This is a genomic window from Methylocystis sp. H4A, assembly GCF_015709545.1.
GTDB lineage: Bacteria > Pseudomonadota > Alphaproteobacteria > Rhizobiales > Beijerinckiaceae > Methylocystis > Methylocystis silviterrae.
In genome coordinates this window covers 59,864-80,512 of record NZ_JADNQY010000024.1, presented here as the reverse complement: position 1 = coordinate 80,512, position 20,649 = coordinate 59,864, and the positions used below count along the sequence as shown (strand labels likewise).

At 65.5% G+C, this 20,649-nt stretch carries 24 protein-coding genes and 1 riboswitch; of the genes, 10 read left to right on the top strand and 14 right to left on the bottom strand.

Features of this window, described 5'->3' with window-relative positions; genetic code table 11:
* Positions 1-18: 18 nt before the first annotated feature.
* Complete coding sequence (locus IYW40_RS10750) at positions 19-1,998, bottom strand: PAS domain S-box protein (RefSeq protein ID WP_196400275.1); 1,980 nt, start codon at positions 1,996-1,998, stop codon at positions 19-21.
* Positions 1,999-2,011: 13 nt separating this feature from the next.
* Positions 2,012-2,935, bottom strand: coding sequence for a response regulator (locus IYW40_RS10745; RefSeq protein ID WP_196400276.1), 924 nt, complete (start codon positions 2,933-2,935; stop codon positions 2,012-2,014).
* Positions 2,936-2,969: 34 nt separating this feature from the next.
* On the opposite strand from IYW40_RS10745, the gene IYW40_RS10740 reads away from it, so the two are divergent.
* Positions 2,970-3,923, top strand: coding sequence for a uracil-DNA glycosylase (locus IYW40_RS10740; protein ID WP_246720726.1), 954 nt, complete (start codon positions 2,970-2,972; stop codon positions 3,921-3,923).
* 114 nt (positions 3,924-4,037) lie between these two features.
* Here IYW40_RS10740 and ispG read toward each other — a convergent pair whose 3' ends face one another.
* Positions 4,038-5,336, bottom strand: a complete 1,299-nt coding sequence (gene ispG / locus IYW40_RS10735; protein ID WP_196400277.1) for a flavodoxin-dependent (E)-4-hydroxy-3-methylbut-2-enyl-diphosphate synthase — start codon at positions 5,334-5,336, stop codon at positions 4,038-4,040.
* 359 nt (positions 5,337-5,695) lie between these two features.
* On the opposite strand from ispG, the gene IYW40_RS10730 reads away from it, so the two are divergent.
* Positions 5,696-5,974, top strand: coding sequence for a DUF1778 domain-containing protein (locus IYW40_RS10730; RefSeq protein WP_196400278.1), 279 nt, complete (start codon positions 5,696-5,698; stop codon positions 5,972-5,974).
* Positions 5,975-5,994: 20 nt separating this feature from the next.
* Entirely contained in the window at positions 5,995-6,468 is a 474-nt protein-coding gene (locus tag IYW40_RS10725; protein WP_348644263.1) for a GNAT family N-acetyltransferase, read from the top strand.
* Between the two features lie 25 nt (positions 6,469-6,493).
* Here IYW40_RS10725 and IYW40_RS10720 read toward each other — a convergent pair whose 3' ends face one another.
* The 6 genes from IYW40_RS10720 to IYW40_RS10695 form a co-directional block, all read right to left on the bottom strand.
* Positions 6,494-6,904 carry a VOC family protein gene (locus IYW40_RS10720; RefSeq protein WP_196400280.1) on the bottom strand — a complete coding sequence of 137 codons (411 nt, stop codon included), beginning with the start codon at positions 6,902-6,904 and terminating at the stop codon, positions 6,494-6,496.
* Positions 6,905-6,967: 63 nt separating this feature from the next.
* Positions 6,968-7,819: an SDR family oxidoreductase gene (locus tag IYW40_RS10715; protein ID WP_196400281.1), complete on the bottom strand. Its 852-nt coding sequence runs from the start codon at positions 7,817-7,819 to the stop codon at positions 6,968-6,970.
* Positions 7,816-9,186, bottom strand: coding sequence for a thiamine phosphate synthase (locus IYW40_RS10710; RefSeq protein WP_196400282.1), 1,371 nt, complete (start codon positions 9,184-9,186; stop codon positions 7,816-7,818). Before IYW40_RS10710 ends, IYW40_RS10715 begins: the two co-directional genes overlap by 4 nt.
* A gap of 9 nt (positions 9,187-9,195) precedes the next feature.
* Positions 9,196-9,984, bottom strand: coding sequence for a thiazole synthase (locus IYW40_RS10705; protein WP_196400283.1), 789 nt, complete (start codon positions 9,982-9,984; stop codon positions 9,196-9,198).
* A 13-nt stretch (positions 9,985-9,997) separates the two neighbouring features.
* A complete protein-coding gene (thiS, locus tag IYW40_RS10700) occupies positions 9,998-10,141 on the bottom strand; it encodes a sulfur carrier protein ThiS (protein ID WP_332310760.1) in 144 nt (47 codons plus the stop codon).
* Complete coding sequence (locus tag IYW40_RS10695) at positions 10,116-11,174, bottom strand: FAD-dependent oxidoreductase (protein ID WP_196400284.1); 1,059 nt, start codon at positions 11,172-11,174, stop codon at positions 10,116-10,118. Before IYW40_RS10695 ends, thiS begins: the two co-directional genes overlap by 26 nt.
* A gap of 17 nt (positions 11,175-11,191) precedes the next feature.
* Positions 11,192-11,325: riboswitch (TPP riboswitch) on the bottom strand.
* A 162-nt stretch (positions 11,326-11,487) separates the two neighbouring features.
* Here IYW40_RS10695 and IYW40_RS10690 point away from each other — a divergent pair.
* On the top strand, positions 11,488-12,084 hold the full coding sequence (locus tag IYW40_RS10690; protein ID WP_196400285.1) for a hypothetical protein: 597 nt from the start codon (positions 11,488-11,490) through the stop codon (positions 12,082-12,084).
* A 152-nt stretch (positions 12,085-12,236) separates the two neighbouring features.
* A complete protein-coding gene (locus tag IYW40_RS10685) occupies positions 12,237-12,824 on the top strand; it encodes a glutathione S-transferase family protein (protein ID WP_246720727.1) in 588 nt (195 codons plus the stop codon).
* Here IYW40_RS10685 and IYW40_RS10680 read toward each other — a convergent pair.
* Both IYW40_RS10680 and IYW40_RS10675 read right to left on the bottom strand, forming a co-directional pair.
* Positions 12,821-13,204, bottom strand: a complete 384-nt coding sequence (locus IYW40_RS10680; RefSeq protein ID WP_196400286.1) for a cell division protein ZapA — start codon at positions 13,202-13,204, stop codon at positions 12,821-12,823. The genes IYW40_RS10685 and IYW40_RS10680 overlap by 4 nt on opposite strands.
* A 1-nt stretch (position 13,205) precedes the next feature.
* On the bottom strand, positions 13,206-13,529 hold the full coding sequence (locus IYW40_RS10675; RefSeq protein WP_196400287.1) for a DUF4164 family protein: 324 nt from the start codon (positions 13,527-13,529) through the stop codon (positions 13,206-13,208).
* A 225-nt stretch (positions 13,530-13,754) separates the two neighbouring features.
* On the opposite strand from IYW40_RS10675, the gene gap reads away from it, so the two are divergent.
* Together gap and IYW40_RS10665 are read left to right on the top strand one after the other, a co-directional pair.
* Positions 13,755-14,762 carry a type I glyceraldehyde-3-phosphate dehydrogenase gene (gene gap / locus IYW40_RS10670; protein WP_196400288.1) on the top strand — a complete coding sequence of 336 codons (1,008 nt, stop codon included), beginning with the start codon at positions 13,755-13,757 and terminating at the stop codon, positions 14,760-14,762.
* A 73-nt stretch (positions 14,763-14,835) separates the two neighbouring features.
* On the top strand, positions 14,836-16,041 hold the full coding sequence (locus IYW40_RS10665; protein WP_196400289.1) for a phosphoglycerate kinase: 1,206 nt from the start codon (positions 14,836-14,838) through the stop codon (positions 16,039-16,041).
* Between the two features lie 40 nt (positions 16,042-16,081).
* Here IYW40_RS10665 and IYW40_RS10660 read toward each other — a convergent pair whose 3' ends face one another.
* Complete coding sequence (locus IYW40_RS10660; RefSeq protein WP_175095029.1) at positions 16,082-16,567, bottom strand: peroxiredoxin; 486 nt, start codon at positions 16,565-16,567, stop codon at positions 16,082-16,084.
* A 168-nt stretch (positions 16,568-16,735) separates the two neighbouring features.
* Here IYW40_RS10660 and IYW40_RS10655 point away from each other — a divergent pair, with 168 nt between their 5' ends.
* Positions 16,736-17,251 (top strand): hypothetical protein, encoded by a 516-nt coding sequence (locus tag IYW40_RS10655; RefSeq protein WP_196400290.1) that lies wholly within the window; start codon positions 16,736-16,738, stop codon positions 17,249-17,251.
* Positions 17,252-17,261: 10 nt separating this feature from the next.
* Here IYW40_RS10655 and IYW40_RS10650 read toward each other — a convergent pair whose 3' ends face one another.
* Both IYW40_RS10650 and IYW40_RS10645 read right to left on the bottom strand, forming a co-directional pair.
* Positions 17,262-17,696, bottom strand: coding sequence for a heme-binding protein (locus IYW40_RS10650; RefSeq protein WP_175095031.1), 435 nt, complete (start codon positions 17,694-17,696; stop codon positions 17,262-17,264).
* Between the two features lie 92 nt (positions 17,697-17,788).
* Positions 17,789-18,520 carry a TlpA disulfide reductase family protein gene (locus IYW40_RS10645; RefSeq protein WP_196400291.1) on the bottom strand — a complete coding sequence of 244 codons (732 nt, stop codon included), beginning with the start codon at positions 18,518-18,520 and terminating at the stop codon, positions 17,789-17,791.
* 24 nt (positions 18,521-18,544) lie between these two features.
* On the opposite strand from IYW40_RS10645, the gene argH reads away from it, so the two are divergent.
* Both argH and IYW40_RS10635 read left to right on the top strand, forming a co-directional pair.
* Positions 18,545-19,930: an argininosuccinate lyase gene (argH, locus tag IYW40_RS10640; RefSeq protein ID WP_196400292.1), complete on the top strand. Its 1,386-nt coding sequence runs from the start codon at positions 18,545-18,547 to the stop codon at positions 19,928-19,930.
* Positions 19,927-20,538 (top strand): thiamine phosphate synthase, encoded by a 612-nt coding sequence (locus tag IYW40_RS10635; protein WP_196400293.1) that lies wholly within the window; start codon positions 19,927-19,929, stop codon positions 20,536-20,538. The genes argH and IYW40_RS10635 overlap by 4 nt, the downstream gene beginning before the upstream one ends.
* Positions 20,539-20,649 lie beyond the last annotated feature (111 nt).

The following is a 20,649-nucleotide window of genomic DNA, read 5'->3' as shown; positions in this document are numbered from 1 at the left end:
ATTCGTCGCGAGCCCGATTCACGCCGCCGCGTCGTCGCACAACAAATCAGCGACGAGGCGGATGTCCTCCGGCGTAAAGGGTTTCTCTACGATCGGACAGCCCGAACGCGCGATGAAGCGATCTGCGCCGGGACCCAAAACGTCGCCGGTGACGAAGGCGATACGGTTGGTCATCTGCGGATGTTCGACGCTGAGCCAGTCGTAGAAAGCCGGGCCGTCGCCGTTGGGCATACGGATGTCGCAGAGAATGAGGTCCGCCGGCCGCGCGGCGATCGCTTGTTTCGCGTGGTCGCCGCTCGTCGCGATCTCGCAGTCGAAGCCTAGCCGTCGCAAGATTTCGCCGAGCAAGCCTGCGATTTCGACTTCATCGTCCACGATCAGCGCACGCCTCTGCTTGATCCGCTGCGCTGCCGTCGCTGTATTCTCGGCGACGGCGACGCTTTCGATGCCCACTGCGTCGATCGGCAGCCTGATCGCGAAAACAGCGCCCGCGCCCGGCTGCGGCGGCTCCAGAGTGAGCGAACCTCCGTGCGACTCGATGAGACCGCGCGAAACGGCAAGTCCGATTCCGGTTCCCACCCCCTGCGGCTTCGTCGTGAAGAAAGGATCGAAAATGCGGTTGCGGATCGCGTCTGGAACGCCCGGCCCATTGTCGGAAATGTGGACATCGAGCTTCTGGGCCGCTTGATCGGCGCGCGCGACGATCGAAATCCGCCGTGGCGCCGGCTGCGCTTCCAGCGCCTGCTTGGCGTTCACCACCAGATTGAGCAGCACCTGATGCAACTGGTCGCTGTCGGCCAAGAGCGGCGGCAGGTCCGCAGGGACGTCTTTGGTCACCTCGATGCCGGCCGTCCGCAATCCATACGAAAGCAGTTCGAGCACGCGCTCGACGAGATCGGGAATCTCCACTCTTCCGCGTTCCGCCTCGCGCTGACGGGCCATGGCTAGGAAAACCTTGACGATTCGCGCGCAGCGGTTGGCGGCTGTCTCGATTTTCGCGCCGCGTTCCGCAAATTCCTCGAAATGCGTGTCGAAACTCGCATGCGACTGAGCCGCCTCGCGCAGCATGAGCGCCTGTCCGATGACGATGGAGAGCGGATTGTTGAGTTCATGCGCCACCCCGGCGAGGAGCGACCCAAGGGCTGCAAGCTTTTCGTTTTGGTAGAGCGCTTCTCTTTGACGTTCGATTTGCGTCTGCGCTTCTCGCGCCGGACGTAGGTCGCGAAGATGCGCAGTGAAAAGAGCGCTTGGGCCCGAACCAACCGCCGTGATCGCTAATTCGACGGGAATGCGCGAACCGTCGGCGCACATCGCCTCCAATTCGACGCGCTGCCCGATAACAGAGGCCGGCCCGCCCGCTCGAAAGCGCTCAAGCCCGCTGTTGTGATGTTCGCGCATTTCCACCGGGACGATCAGTTCGGCGACGGTCCTGCCGATCGCGTGCTCGCGCGAATAGCCGAACGTCGCCGAAGCCGCAGGGTTGAACTCGACGACACGGCCCTGTGCGTCGATGACGACGATACAATCGAGAGCGGAGTCGACCACCGCCGCATGAATCGCCTCCCGCGTCCTGTGCGATTCAAGCAATTCCAGCCGATCGCTTTCGCACTGCTGCTCGGCGTCGGCCAGCGGACGCGCGACGCAGACGACGCCCTGCATGACCCCGCCCGGCGTGAACGGCCTGAGCTCCTCTTCGATCCAACGGGCGCCGCTGGCGTCGTCAACGAAACGGCGCAGGCGTTGCGGCGCGTTCGCCGAAAGATTTTGAATCGCTGCTTTGTAAAGACTGGCCGCCTGGGCGCCAAAAACGTCCTCGACGAATTTCCCGATGACGCAATCTTCTGTCGCTCCGAGCGCCAAGAGAAACTCGCGATTGACGTAGCGATAGCGTAGCTCCACGTCGAGAAAGGCGGCGCGGCCTGGCATAGCGTCGAACAATGCCTGCAGTAGCGCGCCGCCGGTCACCGGCGCTTGCGTCGCCCCTTGCTGGATATTCATTTGAGGCGCTCTCTCAATTTGATGCGCGCTCATTGAGCGCCGCGCTGGAGGTCTCGTGCAGCCACAACTGCATCGGCTCGGCGATGTTTTTGAGCGCGTGCCGTCGCGCCACGAAGTCCTTGCGTATATTCCCGCGCGTCATAGCGTGCGCCACATCCGAAATCATCACCGAACCGGCCGGCGCGGCTTCCTGTATGCGCGCGGCGAGCGCCACGACTTCGCCGAAGCGGTCTCCGTTTCGAACGATCACGTCGCCAACCGCCACGCCGATGCGCAACTGCAGCGTTTGCGCGTGCCCATGCGCCGTCGCATAAGCGCGCGTTTCCGTCTGGCATTCTACGGCCCATTCGATCGCGTTGTGCACACTGGCGAAATCGATCAGCGCGCCGTCGCCGAGCATCTTGAATAAACTTCCGGAGCGGCGAGGAAGCGATTGCGTGACGACATCGCGAAAGAACCGGTCGATGAGCGCCAATCCGTTATGCTCGTCGTATTGAATCAAGCGCGTGTAGCCGACGACGTCGATCGACGTGATCGCCGCCAGCCTTTTGCCGGCGAGGGCCGCGCGCACCATCTTTCTGCGCCGCAGCAGGCCGCGGATACGCGCCAGCATTTCGCGCATGTGATAAGGCTTGGTGACATAGTCGTCGGCGCCCGATTCGAGCCCAACGATGCGGTCGATCGCCGAATTGACCGCTGTTGCGAAGATGATGCCCGTGGAGCCGCGCGCATTCAGCCATCTCGCAAGCGACAGCCCGTCTTCGCCCGGCATGTTGATGTCAAGAATGGCGAGATCGATCGCCTCGAATTCCACCATGGCGCGGAATTCCGCGGCGCTCGACGCCGCGAGAACGCGATAGCCGTTCGTCGATAGAAACTCGGCGAGCAGCTCACGCAAGTCCTGTTCGTCTTCGGCAATCGCGACGGTCTCGAGCATCGGCCGATCTGTCTCATTGAGAAAGAGCTTTGATTTGGCGCAATATAGATTGCGCAAATCGCCGCCGCAAAATGTGCGGCTCCACACCGCTTCGGTTGATCTCGCGCCAGCTTCGTTTAGTCTCAATGTCATGCGCGCCGACCTTCCGGAAAATGCTAACGCCCTCAGGGCCTTGCTCGACTGGTACGTTCAAAGCGGCGTCGATCTCGCGCTCGACGAGGCGCCGCACGACCGCTACGCGGACAGCGCGCGCGCGGTCGCGGCGTCGCTGACCGAGCCAGCCGAATCGATGGCGATGCTTCAAACCTTGCCGCAGCCGACGGCCGCCGAACGCCCGCGCCGCGCCGCGGCGCCGATCGCCGCGCCGGATGAAGCCATTCGCGCCGCGGAGCAGGAGGCGTCCAGCGCGAGCGATCTTGACGAGCTCGCGGCGCGTCTGGCCGATTTTCCGCACGCGCCGTTTCGCGACATGGCGCAGCATTTTCTGTTCGGCGCCGGCGCGCCCGCCGCGCGTCTCATCGCCTTCGATGCCGCGCCGGGCGTGACGGAAGAAACAAGCGGCGAGGCGTTCAGCGGGCTTTCGGCGAAACTCCTCGACAATATGCTGGCGGCGATCGGCTTTGATCGCTCCAGCGCCACTCTCGCCTATGTCTCGCCCTGGCGCCCGCCTGGCGATCGCGCGCTGAGCCCGCATGAAGCGGCGATCTTCGCGCCATTCGCGCGCCGCAGGGTCGAATTGGCGCGGCCGGACGTTCTGCTGATTTTTGGCGAAGCGCCGGCGCGGATCATGCTGACGACGAACGAGCCGGTGGGAAAGCTGCGCGGCAAGGCGTTCGAAGCGCGTTGCGGCGCGCATGTCGCGCGCGCCTTCGTTTTTTCCAGTCTCGAGGCGATGCTGAAAAGCGCGGCGTTGAAGCCCGCCGCCTGGCGCGATCTGCGAAAGGCGGCGGAGGCGCTCGAATCGGCGTCAAACGGCGCGCAGCTTTGACATTTCGCGCGTCATGCCCGCGCTTGTCGCGGGCATCCACGTCGTCATCGCGCTTCTTTGCGTGGATGGCCGGACAAGCCCGGCCATGACGCGCGCGAGAGACGACGGCGTAGCCTACTCCGCCGCTTCGCCTTTCGCGCCGCCGCCGAAGCGGCGCACGATATAATCGTCGACGATGCGGGTGAACTCCTCGGCGATGCCCTCGCCGCGCAACGTCATCGCCTTCTTGCCGTCGATGAAGACGGGCGCGGACGGAGTCTCCCCGGTGCCGGGCAGCGAAATGCCGATGTCAGCGTGTTTCGACTCGCCGGGACCGTTCACGATACAGCCCATCACCGCCACATTGAGCGTCTCGACGCCTGGATATTGCGCGCGCCAGGCCGCCATCCGCTCGCGGATATGCGCTTGGATGTCGCGCGCGAGTTCCTGAAAGACGGTCGAGGTGGTGCGCCCGCACCCGGGGCAGGCCGCGACGAGCGGCACGAAGGTGCGAAAGCCCATGGTCTGCAGAATTTCCTGCGCGACGCGCACTTCGAGCGCGCGGTCGCCGCCGGGCTCCGGCGTCAGCGACACGCGGATCGTATCGCCGATGCCGTCCTGCAGCAGCACGCCGAGCGCGGCCGAGGACGCGACGACGCCCTTCGAGCCCATGCCGGCCTCGGTGAGGCCAAGATGCAGCGCATAGTCGCTGCGCTGCGCGAGCATCCGGTAGCAGGCAATGAGATCCTGCACCGCCGAGACCTTCGCCGAAATGACGATGCGGTCCTTCGCAAGGCCGATCTCCTCGGCGCGCTTCGCCGACATCAGCGCCGAACGGGTCAGCGCCTCGCGCATCACGGCGCGCGCGTCGAGCGGCCTGTCGGAAGCGGCGTTGACGTCCATCAGATAGGTGAGCAGCTCCTGATCGAGCGAGCCCCAATTGGCGCCGATCCGCACCGCCTTGCCGTGCTTGGCGGCAAGTTCAACGATCGAGGCGAACTGCTTGTCCTTCTTTTCCTTGAAGCCGACGTTGCCCGGATTGATCCGGTATTTGGCGAGCGCCTCGCCGCAGGCGGGATGATCGGCGAGCAGCTTGTGGCCGATGTAGTGGAAATCGCCGATGAGCGGGACGTGGCATCCCTTCTGCGCGAGCTTCTCGAAAATATGCGGCACGGCCGCCGCCGCCTCGTCGCGATCGACGGTGATGCGCACCAGCTCCGAGCCCTGCTGCGCCAGCGCCAGAACCTGCGTCACGGTCGACTCGACATCCGCCGTGTCGGTGTTGGTCATGGACTGCACGACGACCGGCGCGCCGCCGCCGACGATCACCGCGGCGGGGCCCGCGCCAACAGCCACCGCGCACGTGCGGTGGCGGGGCGCCGGTTCGGCGACGACCGGGTCGGGCAGACGGGTCTCTGATGCGGCTTCGTTCATGGGGGGTCGTTTCGGCGGTCGTTGCGGACGCCGATAGGTCGCCCGTAACGGGTTTGAGGTCAAGCCGCCCAATGCCGAAGGGCGATCGCGGCAACGCCCACGACGACAGCGGCCAACGCTAGGAGTCGAACATTCAGTTTAGCCCTTAGCGCAAGGGATGCCCGACCCAGAGAACATTCCAATTTGAAGGAGGCTCCGCCAAATAGATGTAACATTTTCCACGGCTCCGATTCGCTGGTGGTGGCAGCGTAAGCGATCGGGCGTTTGCGGCTTGTGACGTGGCATCCGCTACCTTGTGAAGGTAATGACATCGTCGTTACGTCATGCTAAAAGTAAGCGAATTGCTGGAGAAAACCGTCATGGCGGCCAACCCTGATGCGAAGCGCGAAACGCTCAATCTTCGAGTTAAGCCTGAGGACCGCGAACTCATCGCGCGCGCAGCGACGCTTCTCGGCAAGACGCGCACGGATTTTCTGCTCGACGCCGGCCGCCGCGCCGCCCAAGACGCGTTGCTGGACCGCACGCTGTTCAATGTCAGCTCGGAAGACTATGCGCGCTTCGTCGAACGCCTCGATGCGCCGCCCGCGCCGAACGAGAAATTGCGGCGCATGATGACGACCAAAGCGCCGTGGGAGTGAAGCCCAGTCCACCCCGCCCGATATCCGACGCCGACGAACTCTCTGCTTTCGACTGCGGCGTTTCCGCTCTCGACGACTGGCTGAGACGCCGCGCCCGCGCCAATCAGGCGAGCGGCGCGTCCCGAACTTACGTCGTCTGCGAGGGTTCTCGCGTTGTCGCCTATTACGCGCTCGCCTCCGGAGCGGTCGCAGTTATCACGGCGTCGCCAAGGCTTCGGCGCAATATGCCCGATCCTGTTCCGGTGGCGGTGCTTGGCCGGTTGGCGATCGATCGCGCACGCCAGAACCAGGGTCTTGGTCGCGCGCTCGTCCGCGACGCCGCCCAGCGCGTCATCCACGCAGCCGAGGCGATCGGAATCAGAGGCGTCTTGGTTCACGCCATATCCGCTGAGGCCGCCGCCTTCTATCTGGCGGTGGGCTTCGAGCCTTCGCCATTCGAAGCCTTAACGCTCATGGCCCCGCTTTCTGATCTTTGCGCGGCGAGCATGCCCTAGACGGCGATGAGGTCAGACCTTCCGCCTAGGCGCTCGGCGGCTTCGGCGTCATCCAGGCGACGAAGGCACCGCCCGGCTGCTGCAGCACGGCCATGCGGCCGACGCCGGGGATCTCGAAGGCGTCCTTGCAGATCGTGGCGCCGGCGGCCTTGGCCTTCTCCAGGCGGGCGTCGACGTCATCGACGCCGATATAGGTCAGCCAGTGTTCTGGAACGCTCGCCAATTCCGGGGCTTTCATCTCGAACATGCCGCCGACCTGCGCGCCCTGCGAACTGATGATCCAGTATGTGGCGCCGTCCATGGGCATTCCCTCGAAGCTCCAGCCAAGAGTTTCGCTGTAAAACTTCTTCGCCCGCTCGACATCGTGGACATTGAGTTCGCTCCAGCACACCGCGCCATGTTTTTGCGGCGCGCCACAGTCATTGGCGTTGGACATAGCCTCTCCTTTTCAGCTCAACATCGTTGCGGACGATCGGAAGGATCGTCCCAAGGGGGTCGCCTATTTCGGCAGCAGGCCGAGCCGGCGCGCCGTCAGCCAGTCGACGAACCGCGCCGGCAATAGGCTGCGTAGCGTGTAGTCCGTAAAGCGATTCCTGACGATTGGGATGCGGATGGGCGGGCGCGGCGCCGTCAGCGCCCGCAACACTTCCCTCGCCACGGCTTCTGGGCCTGGCGCGCGGCGGCCTGCCTCGACAAGCCATTTCAGCATCCTCCGGCCTGGCGCGGCATAGGCTGTGCCCTCGAACAGAGCGAGATCGGTCTCTTCGGCTTTATCCCAGATCGGCGTCGCGATCATCCCCGGCTCGATCAGGACGACGTCGACGCCATAGACCATCAGCTCGCGGCGCAGCGCGTCCGACATGCCCTCTAACGCGAATTTCGAGGCGGCGTAGGCGCCGAGAAAAGGCGCGGCGAAGCGACCGGCGACCGAACTCATATTGACGATGCGGCCGGGCGCGCCGCGCCGCTGCGCGCCAGCGCCGAGCAGGGGCGCGAAGGCCTGAATGATTCGAAGCTGGCCGATCAGATTGACGTCGATCTGGCGCCGAAAGTCGTCGATCGGCAGATGCAGCAGCGGGCCGGGGACGGCGACGCCGGCGTTGTTGACCAGCCCGGCGAGCGTTTCGTCGCCGAGCCGGGCTCCGACGTCGCGCGCGGCGGTCGCGATGGATTGGGCGTCGGTCACGTCGAAGAGGAGCGGCGCGACGGACGCGCCATGACGCGCAATGAGCGCCGCCGCGTCGGAGTCCTTACGGACCGATGCGAAGACGAGAAACCCGTTCTCGACCAACAGGCTGACGCAGGCCGCGCCGATCCCGGTCGAGGCGCCCGTCACGACGACGGCCTTCATACGCGTTCTCCGAATGTCGCGAGGAGGTTCGCGAGCGCCACGCGCGTGTCGCCGTCGGCGCGGCCGTCGACCTTCGCGCGGCGGAAGTGGCGCTGAAACGCCTCCACCGCCTGGACGGTCTGGACGTCATAGACGCCGGTCGGCTCGACGCCATAGCCATAAGCCGCGAGGTCGCGCTGGAGCGAGGCGACCTTGGCGCCCGCGTCGCCAAGCGAGATCGTCGTCGCGCCAGCGCCGAGACTCTCATCGGCGACCCGCCCGACGCCGCGGCGTGCGAGCTCCTCCCAGGGAAAGAACTCGCCGGGGTCCCGTTTGCGGCCCGGGGCGATGTCGGAATGCGCCAGAACGCGTTCGGGCGGTATCGCATGGCGCCGGCAAATGTCCTTGGCGAGCGCGGCCGTCGCCTCGATTTGCGCCGCCGAATAGGGACGTGGGTCGTCGTGGCCGGGATGAACGATCTCAATTCCGATCGAGGCGGAGTTCATGTCGGTTTCGCCGGCCCAGACGCTTTTTCCGGCATGCCAGGCGCGCCGCGACTCCGGCACGAGCTGCAGCACGCGACCATCCTCCTCGACGAAATAATGCGCCGAGACCTCCGAGCGCGAACTGCAGAGCAGGGCGAGCGCCGATTCCGCCGTCGGCATCCCCGTATAGTGAAGCACCAGCGACGAAATCGGCCGCAGCCGCGCGCCATGATTGGGCGATGGACACACGCTCGCGCCGTTGTAGTCGGGCGCGAAAAAGCCCTCGCGCTCACGCCATGGTTGCGTCGCGGAGAGCCATTCCCGCGCGCGCGCCTCTGGTTCGGCGTTGCGCAAAATGTCGGTGACGACGCAGGCGCTGTCGGCGCCCGCGGCAAGCGCGGCGATGGCGCGTTGCGGCGTCAGTCCGCCGATGGCGACGAGAGGCGGCGCGCCGATCTGCGCCTTCCAGGCGCCCAGCCGGGCGAGGCCCTGCGGCGCAAAGGCCATTTGTTTCAGAAGCGTAGGATAGATCGGGCCGAGCGCGACATAATCCGCCTCGAGCGATAGCGCCCGGCCAAGTTCGGCTCCGTCATGCGTCGAAACGCCGATCCTGACGCCGGCGCGGCGCAACGCCGGGATGTCCGCCGCGTCGAGATCGCCCTGGCCGAGGTGGACGAAGTCGCAGCCTTCCTCCATCGCGAGCCGCCAGTAGTCGTTGACGACGAGCTGCGCGCCATGTCGCGCGCACGTCTTCCGCGCTGTCGCGATCTGCGCCCGCACGTCAGCCTCGGAGCGGTCCTTCACCCGCAGCTGTACGAGCTTAACGCCCTGCGGCAGCAGGCGGGAAAGCCAATCGGCGTCGTCGACGATGAGATAGAAGGGATCGAGCCTCAGCGCCGCCACTGGCTATTCCTACGCCAGTCTGTCGAAGGGACGGCCAATGATGGGCGTCGAAGGCTCCGCCATGTCGCGCGGCGTCATCGGCTGCGCGCGAAAACCGGCGCGGCCGGCTTCGATCGCGAGGGCGAAGGCCCGCGCCATCAAAACGGGGTCGCCGGCGCGGGAAACGGCGGTGTTGAGCAACACCGCGTCATAGCCCATCTCCATAACGAGCGCCGCGTGAGACGGCGCGCCAAGACCCGCGTCGACGATGAGCGGGGTGTCGGGAAAATGCGCGCGCAGCGCCCGCAAGGCGAAAGCGTTGTTGACCCCGCGCCCGGAGCCGATCGGCGCCGCCCAGGGCATCAGCACGCGGCAGCCGGCGTCGAGCAGCTTTTCCGCCACCACCAGATCGTCGGTCGTGTAGGGAAAGACCTTGAAGCCGTCATCGGCGAGCGCGCGCGCCGCCTCGACCAGCCCGAAGACGTCAGGCTGTAACGTGTCCTCCTCGCCGATGACTTCGAGCTTGATCCAGTCAGTCGCGAAGACTTCGCGCGCCATTTGCGCGGTCGCGATCGCCTCCTTGGCGGTGCGGCAGCCGGCGGTATTGGGGAGCACGCGCACGCCGACGTCGCGGATGAGGCTCCAGAAAGCCTCGCCCGCGCGCGCCCCGCCGGCCTCGCGCCGGAGCGAGACGGTGACGATCTCGCATCCCGATGCGCGAATGGCCTCGGCGAGGATGGCTGGCGAGGGATAGCGCGCAGTGCCGAGCAGCAGCCGCGAGGCCACCGCGCCGTCGTAAAGCGTCACCGGGTCATTCATGCATCAAACTCGCTCACCCGCCCTGTCTCGGCGTCACGATCTCAACGGCGTCGCCTTCGCGAAGCCGCGTCTCGGCGCGGTCCCTGGCGCGCACGAACTCCTGATTCAGAGCGGTGCCGACGGTCTTTTCATCATACCCCAGTTCGTCCAGCAGCATTTGCAACGTCGTCGCGCTCACATCCTGCGGCCGCCCGTTGATTTGAATCAGCATCCATCACCTCTGGGAAATGTCCGTCGTTTACAATGACCTCAGCCGCGCGGCGCGCCAGCGCCGGCGCAAGCAGGAATCCGTGGCGGTAGAGCCCATTGATATAGAGAGTGCGACCCCGCTTCAAAAGACGTGGCAGATTGTCGGCGAAAGCGGGTCGGAGGTCCGAGCCGGTCTCGACAATTTCGGCCTCGGCGAAGGCCGGGTGGACCGCAAAGGCGGAGTTGATGAGTTCGACGACCGACCGCGCGGTGACCCGCGCGCGCTCCTCATTCTCGATCATCGTCGCGCCGACCATGAACAGCCCGTCGCCGCGCGGCACGACATAAACCGGCCGGCGCGGATGCAGCATGCGCACCGGACGCGCCAGGGAAATCTCCTCGCTGCGCAGGATCAGCATTTCGCCCTTCACGCCGCGCAGGCCGGGAAGCGCGTCGCGCGCCGCGAAGCCGCGGCAGTCGATTATCCAATCCGGGATCGTCTCCAGTCCGGCGGCGTCCTGCTGAAACTGCAGCGTCACATTCGGCAGTTTCGCGAGGCGCTCGGTCAGCGCGATGAGCGCCGCCCGGGGATCGAGATGCGCTTCTTGCCGAAAAAACAACGCGGCGTCGAAGCGCCCGGTGAGATCTGGCTCAAGCGCCGCGATCGCCTTTGCGTCCAGCGATTCGAAATTGCGCGTGCGTCGGGCGAAGTCGGCGAGCTCTGCCCGCTCCCGAGCCGGCGTCACGACAAGACTGCCGGCGACCGTCGCGACGCCGAGCTCGCGCGACCAGAAGTCGAGCGCTTCTTCGCCGAGCGTCGCGACCAGGGGCTCGGCGCTTTCCAGTTCGCACCAGGGCGCGATCATGCCGCCGGCGAAGCGCGAGCAGCCGAGGCCCGGCGCAGACTCGCGCTCGACGATCTCCACGTCCACGCCTTTCCTGGCGAGCGCATAGGCGGCGCAGAGTCCGGCGACGCCGGCGCCAATCACGCGCGCGAGCATGAGCGCCGCCTTTCGGGAAATTTCGCTGACACCATCCCTCCGCCAGTCTCAACTGGATCAGGTTCGAAGGGTCGCCGCCCCCCGCGTTTTCGCGCGTCTTGCGGCCTCTCAGCCCCGTGGCGGCGTCGTTGGAGCGCCGCCGGGCGGGCTCCCCCGGCGGACGTAGGCTGGCGCGAAGCGCAGAGGCAGTCAAGCGCGGCGCGCGACTCCTTTAGGTCGCCGCGCCGCGCCGGGGCTTGCCAGACGTCATATGATGGCTCAGTTTGCGCAAAGAAAAGCGCGCGAAAAAAGCGCAGCATAGCGGGAGAAAATCATGAGCTTCATCAGCAAAACGGTTAGCGTCCGCAGGACGTTGGCCGGCGCCGTTCTCTGTGGCCTGCTCGCCTGCGCGATTTCTGCGGCGCCGGCTGGCGCCGCGCAGCTTGGCGAATATTTTCCCATTCCGAATTCGCTGAGCCTCAGCGGGGTTCCGCGCGACTCGCTCCTGAAGATCCAGTCGAAATGGCTGCAGAACGGCCTCGACAATCTCAAGAAGGCGCGCGCTGACGCCGAAGCGGCGCTCGAAAAAGCCAAGTCCGACGCTCCGGACCAGGTCGCGGCGGCGGAGGAGAAGGTCAAGAAGCTCGATGCGATGATCGCCGAAACTCAGCAAGAACTCGCGCTGTCCGAGAACAATGATTCGTCGCACGACATTCAACGAGAGCGCAAACGCAACTTGCTGCTCGCTCTCAACCAGTGGATCAATGAGCTCAATCGCCTCGCCACAGAGCAGATGAAGATCGCGATCCTCAAGGACGGCGCCGAGGCCATGGCGGCGCAAAACCGGAATTATCAATTGTCGGAACAGGCGGACAATCTCGAAAAAGCCAAGCGCGACCCGAGTTTCGAAGATTGGGGCGTGACGAAGTAATCTTAAGCGGGCAATCCGGGGTCAGGACTCATTGACCGAGTGTGCCGTCGATGAGTTGAGGAGACGGGCGGCTGTCCGTAGGGCTTTCCAATGACCCCACAATTACCGCCTTTGAACGGTCGCCCGATGGCGGCAAGGGATTGGCGCGGGACATGCGCGTTCGGTGGGCGCTCGAAGAAGTGGGCCAGCCCTACGACGTTCGTCTTCTTTCATTCAAAGCGATGAAGGAACCGGCGCATCTCGCGCTTCATCCTTTCGGGCAGATTCCGACCTATGAAGAAGGCGGTCTCGCCCTATTCGAGTCGGGGGCGATCGTGTTCCATATCGCGGAGCGCCATGCTGGCCTGCTGCCAGACGATGCAAATGCCCGGGCGCGCGCGATCACATGGATGTTTGCGGCGCTCAGCACGATGGAGCCGCCAATCATTGATCTTGCAATCGCCAGGCTTCTGGAGCGCGAGGAGGCCTGGTACGAGCAGCGTCTGCCTCTCGTCGAGGATCGCGTCCGTGATCGGCTGGGCCAACTTTCCCTTCGCCTTGGCGATGCCGACTGGCTCGATGGTCCGTTCAGCGCCGGCGATCTGATGATGGCGTCGGTGCTGCTCAGGTTGAAAGCGTCGGGTCTGCTGGACCAATACCCGAACCTCTCCGCCTATGTCGCCCGCGGTGAAGCGCGGCCCGCATACAAGCGTGCCTTCGAGGCTCAACTGGCGGTTTTCAGCGCCGCATCCTGGACCTAGAGACCATCGTCCGGCGATGCGGCGGGCGGCGACAGTTCGCCATTGAGCTTCACGATCCGACGCGTCGCGTCGCCAAGCGCCTTGGCGGCGCGCGCCGACGCCGCGTCGCTCGCCTTCCGCGCGGCGTCGAGCTCAGCGCGCAGCGCAGCGAACTCGGCTTCCGTCGCCTGCGCTTTGGCGCGTGCGTCCGTCGCCTCGTCGGCGATTGCGAGCGCGGCCATCACGATGATGCGCTGCTCGCCGATCTCGCCGAAGCTCTCGCGCATCGACTGGATCTTGCTTTCCACGTAACGCGCGAGCTCTTCGATGCGCTGCTCTTCGCCCTCCTCGCAGGACATGCGATAGGTGCGACCGGCGATGGCGACGACGACGGCGGCCATGTCAATCCTCTTGGGTCGAGGCGAGGCCCGCCGCGCCGAGCGCCGCGGCGACGCCTTCGCTCGCGGCTTCAAGCCTTCGCAGCACCTCGTCGCGGCTCTTCTCCAGGGCGTTCTGCCGCGCTAACGCGGCGTCGAGATCGAGGGCGAGACGCGACCGATCGTCTTGCATGACGGCGAGTTCTTCTTCGAGTTCGGCGCTGGACAGCTCGTCTTCGAGCTTTGCGGTGACAGTGCGCTCCAGCTGAGCGAGCGCCGTCTGCAGCTCGGCGACGGCGGCCTCGAGCCTCTTGGCGTTTTCTTCGTCGCGCTTATCTGAATGGGTCATCGCCGGTCGCAGAATGTGCATGGCTTTGCGGCGCGGCGACCGCGCCGAACGATTCGCTTGCCAGCCTGTTCCTAGCATGAATCGCGCAAATCGAAACCGCGCCAATTGGCGCGACCTTGGCGCGTTGACAGGGGGGCGCGAGGTGCTATCACACGCTCGCCTCCAGAGCCCACAGGCTCGATGGCGAGGGCCGCGGAGTTCCGGCGGCGCAAGGAGATTTTCCAAATGACCGTGAGAGTGGCGATCAACGGGTTCGGGCGCATCGGCCGCAACATCCTGCGCTATATCATCGAGACCGGACGCACGGACCTCGAAGTCGTCGCCATCAACGATCTCGGCCCGGTCGAGACCAATGCGCATCTGTTGCGATATGATTCAGTGCACGGCCGCTTTCCGCATGAGGTGAAAGTCGCCGGAGACACGATCGACGTCGGCCGCGGCCCGATCCAGGTGACCGCCATCAAGAATCCGGCCGAGCTCCCCTACAAGGACCTCAAGATCGACATCGCGCTGGAATGCACTGGGCTTTTCACGGCGCGCGACAAGGCGAAATTGCTGCTCGACGCGGGCGCGAAGCGCGTGCTGGTTTCAGCGCCCGCCGAAGGCGCCGACATTACGGTCGTCTATGGCGTCAATCACGATAAGATCACCAAGGATCATCTCGTGATCTCCAACGCGTCCTGCACGACGAACTGTCTCGCGCCGGTCGCCAAGGTGCTGCATGATGCGATCGGCATCGAGAAGGGGATCATGACGACGATCCACGCCTATACGGGCGATCAGCCGACGCTCGACACGATGCATAAGGATCTGTACCGCGCCCGCGCGGCGGCGCTGTCGATGATCCCGACCTCGACAGGCGCGGCGAAGGCCGTCGGACTCGTGCTGCCGGAGCTGAACGGCAAGCTCGACGGCTACGCCATTCGCGTGCCGACGCCCAACGTCTCGGCGGTCGATCTGAAGTTTGTCGCCAAGCGGGCGACGACGAAGGACGAGGTGCACGCCGCGATCAAGGCCGCCGCCGACGGCCCGCTCAAGGGCGTGCTCGGCTATACGAGCGAGAAGCTCGTGTCGATCGACTTCAACCACAATCCGCTCTCGTCCTGCTTCCATCTCGACCAGACCAAGGTCCTGGACGGCAATCTCGTGTCGATCCTGTCCTGGTACGACAATGAATGGGGCTTCTCCGGCCGCATGACCGATGTGGCGAGCGTGATCGGCAAGCTTCTGTAAGCATTGTTCCACCATGCCGGCGCGGACCTTCGGGTCCGCGTTTGCCTTTCCAAGCCGCGATTGGACGCCCGACATGACCGCTTTCCACACTCTCGACGACGTCGACGTCAAAGGAAAGCGCGTGCTGCTGCGTGTCGATTTGAACGTGCCGATGGAGGATGGGCGCGTCACCGACGCGACGCGCATCGAGCGTGCGCTGCCGACGATCAACGAGATCGTGGAAAAAGGCGGCAGGGTCATTCTGCTTTCGCATTTCGGCCGACCGAAGGGCCAGCGCGTCGACGCGGATTCGCTGCGCCAGGTCATCCCGACGCTCGAACATTTTCTCAAACGCAAGATCGCTTTCGCCGACGACTGCGTCGGCGACGCCGCAGCGAAGATCGTCGACGGGCTCAAGGACGGCGACGTCGCCTTGCTCGAGAACACCCGGTTCCACAAGGGCGAAGAAAAGAACGCCGCCGACTTTATCGACGCGCTCGCCAAGAGCGGCGACATCTTCGTCAGCGACGCCTTTTCGGCGGCGCACCGCGCGCACGCGTCGACTGAAGGGATAGCCCACAGACTGCCGGCCTATGCCGGCCGCGCCATGCAGGCGGAACTCGAAGCGTTGCAATCCGCGCTCGCCAATCCGCAGCGGCCGGTCATGGCGATCGTTGGCGGCGCGAAAGTGTCGACGAAGCTCGAACTCCTGGGCAATCTCGTCGCGAAGGTCGAATATCTCGTCATCGGCGGCGGCATGGCGAACACCTTCCTTGCGGCGCAAGGCAAAGCTGTCGGCAAGTCGCTGTGCGAACATGATCTCGCGGGGGCCGCGCGGGAAATCCTCGTCAAAGCAGAGAAAGCCGGCTGCGACGTCGTGCTGCCGATCGACGCCGCGGTTGCGCAAAAATTCGAGGCGCATGCGCCGTCGCATATCGTCTCGGTCGATCATGTCGGCGAAAACGACATGATCCTCGACGTCGGGCCGAAATCGATCGCCCATGTCGAATCGCTGCTCGCTGCGTGCAAGACTCTGGTTTGGAACGGCCCATTCGGCGCGTTCGAACTGCCGCCCTTCGACGAAGGCACCAACGCCGTCGCGCAGACCGCGGCGCGGCTCACCGTCGAGGGCAAGCTGCTCTCGATCGCCGGCGGCGGCGACACCGTGGCGGCGCTCAATCAGGCGCATGTCGCGCAGGAATTTTCCTATGTGTCGACGGCCGGCGGCGCCTTTCTCGAATGGCTCGAAGGAAAGACGCTGCCGGGCGTCGCGGCGCTGATGCAATCTTCACAGCGCTGAAATCGCGGCCGCTTGGTCCGCGTTTCTTGGGAAGGAACGCCTAGAGATGGGCGAGCGTGGCTTCGGCGGTCGAGACCGTCGCTTCGCTCGAATTCTCCTCGACATTGATCCATTTGACGACGCCGTCGTCGATAAGCGCCGAATAGCGCTTGCCGCGCACGCCAAGCCCCGCGTCGGTCAGATCGAGTTCGACGCCGAGCGCTTTGGCGAAGGTCGCCGAACCATCGGCGAGCGCGTCGATCTTGTCGCCGCCGCCCGACTCCTTCACCCAGGCGTCGAGCGCGAAAATGTCATTGACCGCTGTGACCGCCACGGCGTCCACGCCTTTGGATTTGATTTCATCCGCCTTGGCGATGAAGCCGGGCAGATGTTTCTTGTGGCAAGTCGGCGTATAGGCGCCGGGAACGCTGAAGAGCGCCACCCTGCGTCCCGCAAAATAGTCTTTCGTGGCGACCGGCTCAGGTCCATTCTTGCCCATGACGGTCAGCTTCACGTCGGGGAGTCGGTCTCCAGCTTTAATGGTCATGCACGATCTCGCTCTGATTTGGGGTAAGGCCCAGACTAGATAGCGCGCTTCCTGGCTTTGTGTCGCCTGCGCGGCGGACTTGCTTGCAGCGCACTTGTGAGCTTCGCCGAGGCGAGGCAACATGCGCAAGCGGCCGGCGCAGACGATTCGCTTCTGGAGGACGGGCCAATGTCGGATTCTCGAAATGGAGGAGGCGGCGAGACGCCGCCTTCCGCATGGGTATGGAGCCAGTATCGCGCCGTGTCGCCTGATTCGCCCGATTCGTCTGCGCGACGCGCGCCGGTCCTCACAAAGAGGAGCGTGCAAACGCCGCCGCCGCGGCCCGCATCCGATCCGCCGCCGCCACGACGCTCCGGCGGGGGTGGGGGCGGGATCGCCTTTTTGGTGGCGCTCGCGATTTTGACTCTCGCCGCAGCGACGTGGTGGTTCGCCGCCTCGCGGTCCCAGCCGCCGGCCGCGCCCGATGCGCAGCCCGTCGAAGAGAGCGGGGCGCCGAGCGCGCCGCCGCCCGAACCCGAGGTCGCGCCGCCGGCTGAATCCGCTGCGCCGTCTTCACCGCAGGAGGCCGCCCCGCCGGCGCAGCCTTCGCCGCCGGCCGCGGCGCCGGCCGAGCGGGGCGCTGAGCCCCGCGCCCGGACGGAACCCGGCGCGAAGCGGAAAAAGCCCAAGAACCGGCCTCACTAACGAGGGCGGTTCAGGTGCGCCAGGGATGCTCGGGAAGATCCCAAACGCCGAGCGTCTCGACGCCCGCCTGCGCGACCGCATGATCATTCTCGACGGCCGAACCGCTGACGCCGATGGCGCCGATCATCACGCCGTCAGCATCGACGATGGGGAGTCCGCCGGGAAAGGTGATGAGCCCGTCATTCGAATGCTCGATGCCGTAGAGCGGTCCGCCGGGTTGCGACAGCTTGCCGATCTGCCCGGTCGGCATGCCGAAGAAGACGGCGGTCTTCGCCTTTTTCATTGCAATGTCGATGCTGCCGACCCAGGCGTCGTCCATCCGCTCGAACGCCTTTAGGACGCCGCCGGAATCCACGACGGCGATGCACATCTGTGTGCCGAGCTCGATGGCCTTCCGGCGCGCCGCGGCGATCGCCTTGTCGGCCTGTTCAATCGAAACATGCATTCGCCGATCTCCCTTTTGAAAAAACAGCGGCCCCTAGGGGGCGTCGATGACGAAAGTAGAGTGGTGGCGGCCCGAGCGACCCGACTGCGCGATCAGTTCGGAGGCGTCTCGAGCGCGCGGGAGATCAGCGCCTTGGCGTCCGCGCTGTCCCAGGCGGCGGGACCGTTCATCAGCCCGATCTGGCAGCCGTCGGGGCCGATCAGCAGCGTGGTGGGGAGACCCAGGGCTTTGCCCGATTGCTTCAGCTCATAGAAGAGGTTGGCCTTTGGGTCGCCGTAATAGGTCAGCGACTTGACGCCGGTCTCGGCGAGAAACGCCTTCGCCCTTTCAAGACGGGTCGTATCGACGTTGACGGCGACGACTTGAAAGTTCTGCCCGGCGAAGGCCTCCTGGAGCCTGTCGAGCGCCGGCATCTCGGCACGGCAGGGCACGCACCAGGTCGCCCAGATATTGAAGAGCGCTGTCTTGCCTTTGAAAGAGCCGAGCGAAACCGGCGCGCCGTCGGGCCCGTCGAAAGCATAGTCCGGCATCGGCTCCGGCTTAGTGGCGATCGTCATCGCCGCGACCTCGCCCTTGGCGAGATCCTTCACATTGGCGGCGATTTTCGCCGAGGCGGCGCATGCGGCGTCGCCCTCAGCCGGGGCGGCAGCGCTCTGCTGAGCCTCGCCGGCGGGGCCGACGCCCTCGTCAACCGCGCCGGCAGGCGGTTTCTTGCCGCCCATGCTGCCGATCACGTATAGAAACGCCACGCTTGCCGCGATTGTTATCGAGGCCGCCTTCACGACAAGTAGGAAAGATCGCGGGGGCGGCGGCGGTTTGGCCATGAGGCGTGGGCTCCGAGGTTAAAAATGTCGAGCAAGATATGGGGCGGGCGCTTCAAAAGCGCAACCGACGCGGTTCTGGAGGCGATCAATGTCTCGATCGACTTCGACAAGCGCCTCGGCCTGCAGGACGTCCGCGGCTCGCTCGCCCATGTCGCCATGCTCGGCGAAACGGGGATCGTGTCGCGCGACGACGCGGCGAAGATCGCCGATGGATTGGAGCGAGTCAAAGCGGAAATCGAGAACGAGCGCTTCGATTTCTCGCGCGCGCTCGAAGACATTCACATGAACGTCGAGTCGCGCCTTGCCGAGCTGATCGGCCCGGCGGCGGGGCGCCTGCACACGGCGCGCTCGCGCAACGACCAGGTGGCGACCGATTTCCGACTCTACATTCGCGATCAGATCGACGCGCTCGATGCCGAACTCGCCGATCTGCAGCTGGCGCTGGCGACCCGTGCGCGGGAAGAGGCGGCAAGCGTCATGCCCGGCTTCACGCATCTGCAATCGGCGCAGCCGGTGACGCTCGGCCATCATCTCCTCGCCTATGTCGAAATGATCGCCCGTGATCGCGGACGTCTTCGCGACGCGCGCGCGCGCCTGAACGAATGTCCGCTCGGCGCAGCGGCGCTCGCGGGGACGAGCTTTCCGATCGACCGCGCGATGACGGCGCGCGCGCTTGGCTTCGATCGGCCGACAGCGAATTCGCTCGACAGCGTCTCAGATCGCGACTTCGTTCTGGAGACGCTGAGCGCGGCGGCGATCTGCGCCACGCATCTGTCGCGCTTCGCCGAAGAGATCGTGCTGTGGACGACGCCGCAATTCGGCTTCATCGCGCTGTCCGATAAATTCACCACCGGCTCGTCGATCATGCCGCAGAAGCGCAATCCCGACGCCGCCGAACTCGCGCGCGGCAAATCGGGCCGCGTCATCGGCGCGCTTGTCGCGCTGCTCGTCGTCATGAAGGGCCTGCCGCTCGCCTATTCGAAGGACATGCAGGAGGACAAGGAAGGCGCCTTCGACGCGCTCGACACCTTATCGCTCTGCATCGCCGCCATCGCCGGGATGGTCCGCGACATGCGCGTCGACCGCGCGCGGATGAAGGCCGCGGCCGGCGCGGGCTATGCGACCGCGACCGACCTCGCCGACTGGCTGGTGCGGGCGCTGTCGCTGCCGTTTCGTGAGGCGCACCACGTCACCGGGCGCATCGTCGCGCTTGCTGAAGCGCGCGGGGTTGGTCTTGAGGATTTGACGCTCGAGGAGATGCGGAGCGTCGAACCGCGCATCAACGCCGATGTTTGCGACGTGCTCGGCGTCGAGAAGTCGGTGCAGAGCCGCAGGAGTTTCGGTGGAACGGCGCCCGACAATGTGCGCGCCGCCGCGCAAGTCTGGCTCGACAGATTGAAGGACAAATGAACGATATTTCGCCGCGACTCTACCTCGCGACCCCGCCGCTTGCCGACGCGGCGGCTTTTGCGCCCGCGCTCAACGAGGCGCTCGCGGCGGGCGACGTCGCGAGCCTGCTCATTCGTTTCGCCGATGCCGACGAGCGCAGCCAGGAAGCGATCGTGCGCGCTCTGGCGCCCGGCGCGCAGGATAAGGGCGTCGCGGTCCTTGTCGCGGCGGCGCCCAATGTCGCGCTGCGCGCCGGCGCCGACGGCGTCCATGTCGCCGGCAGCGGCGAAGCGCTTGCCGAGGCCATCAAGAAACTCTCGCCGCGCTACATCGTCGGCGCCGGGGATATCGAGACGCGCGACGACGCCATGCGCGCGGGCGAGTTGAGCGCCGACTATGTGATGTTTTCGGATCTTGACCGTGAAGCGCTCATCGAGCGCGTAGCTTGGTGGGCGGAGCTTTTCAACACGCCTTGCGTCGCTCGCGCGGAATCGCTCGACGATGTCGCGCCGCTCGTTCAGGCGGGCGCCGACTTCGTGCGGCTCGACGACGCCATCTGGAGCGACGCGCGCGGTCCGGCGGCGGCGGTGGCGGATGCGCAGGCGAGGCTTAAGGGAGAACGCGGATGATCGCCGCCCAAAGCCGTCCTCGTCCCTCAGGGAGGACCGCGTCATTGCGAGGCGCGCCGCGCCGAAGCAATCCAGGAGCCGAACGATGCCTGCCGGATGGCTTCGCTTCGC

Bases quoted from the DNA above. Each gene is read 5' to 3' on its own strand.
- IYW40_RS10750 (WP_196400275.1), bottom strand. From the start codon at position 1,998: ATGAATATCCAGCAAGGGGCGACGCAAGCGCCGGTGACCGGCGGCGCG.
- IYW40_RS10745 (WP_196400276.1), bottom strand. From the start codon at position 2,935: ATGCTCGAGACCGTCGCGATTGCCGAAGACGAACAGGACTTGCGTGAG.
- ispG (WP_196400277.1), bottom strand. From the start codon at position 5,336: ATGAACGAAGCCGCATCAGAGACCCGTCTGCCCGACCCGGTCGTCGCC.
- IYW40_RS10730 (WP_196400278.1), top strand. From the start codon at position 5,696: ATGGCGGCCAACCCTGATGCGAAGCGCGAAACGCTCAATCTTCGAGTT.
- IYW40_RS10720 (WP_196400280.1), bottom strand. From the start codon at position 6,904: ATGTCCAACGCCAATGACTGTGGCGCGCCGCAAAAACATGGCGCGGTG.
- IYW40_RS10715 (WP_196400281.1), bottom strand. From the start codon at position 7,819: ATGAAGGCCGTCGTCGTGACGGGCGCCTCGACCGGGATCGGCGCGGCC.
- IYW40_RS10705 (WP_196400283.1), bottom strand. From the start codon at position 9,984: ATGAATGACCCGGTGACGCTTTACGACGGCGCGGTGGCCTCGCGGCTG.
- thiS (WP_332310760.1), bottom strand. From the start codon at position 10,141: ATGCTGCTGGACGAACTGGGGTATGATGAAAAGACCGTCGGCACCGCT.
- IYW40_RS10695 (WP_196400284.1), bottom strand. From the start codon at position 11,174: ATGCTCGCGCGCGTGATTGGCGCCGGCGTCGCCGGACTCTGCGCCGCC.
- IYW40_RS10690 (WP_196400285.1), top strand. From the start codon at position 11,488: ATGAGCTTCATCAGCAAAACGGTTAGCGTCCGCAGGACGTTGGCCGGC.
- IYW40_RS10685 (WP_246720727.1), top strand. From the start codon at position 12,237: ATGCGCGTTCGGTGGGCGCTCGAAGAAGTGGGCCAGCCCTACGACGTT.
- IYW40_RS10680 (WP_196400286.1), bottom strand. From the start codon at position 13,204: ATGGCCGCCGTCGTCGTCGCCATCGCCGGTCGCACCTATCGCATGTCC.
- IYW40_RS10675 (WP_196400287.1), bottom strand. From the start codon at position 13,529: ATGACCCATTCAGATAAGCGCGACGAAGAAAACGCCAAGAGGCTCGAG.
- gap (WP_196400288.1), top strand. From the start codon at position 13,755: ATGACCGTGAGAGTGGCGATCAACGGGTTCGGGCGCATCGGCCGCAAC.
- IYW40_RS10665 (WP_196400289.1), top strand. From the start codon at position 14,836: ATGACCGCTTTCCACACTCTCGACGACGTCGACGTCAAAGGAAAGCGC.
- IYW40_RS10660 (WP_175095029.1), bottom strand. From the start codon at position 16,567: ATGACCATTAAAGCTGGAGACCGACTCCCCGACGTGAAGCTGACCGTC.
- IYW40_RS10655 (WP_196400290.1), top strand. From the start codon at position 16,736: ATGTCGGATTCTCGAAATGGAGGAGGCGGCGAGACGCCGCCTTCCGCA.
- IYW40_RS10650 (WP_175095031.1), bottom strand. From the start codon at position 17,696: ATGCATGTTTCGATTGAACAGGCCGACAAGGCGATCGCCGCGGCGCGC.
- IYW40_RS10645 (WP_196400291.1), bottom strand. From the start codon at position 18,520: ATGGCCAAACCGCCGCCGCCCCCGCGATCTTTCCTACTTGTCGTGAAG.
- argH (WP_196400292.1), top strand. From the start codon at position 18,545: ATGTCGAGCAAGATATGGGGCGGGCGCTTCAAAAGCGCAACCGACGCG.
- IYW40_RS10635 (WP_196400293.1), top strand. From the start codon at position 19,927: ATGAACGATATTTCGCCGCGACTCTACCTCGCGACCCCGCCGCTTGCC.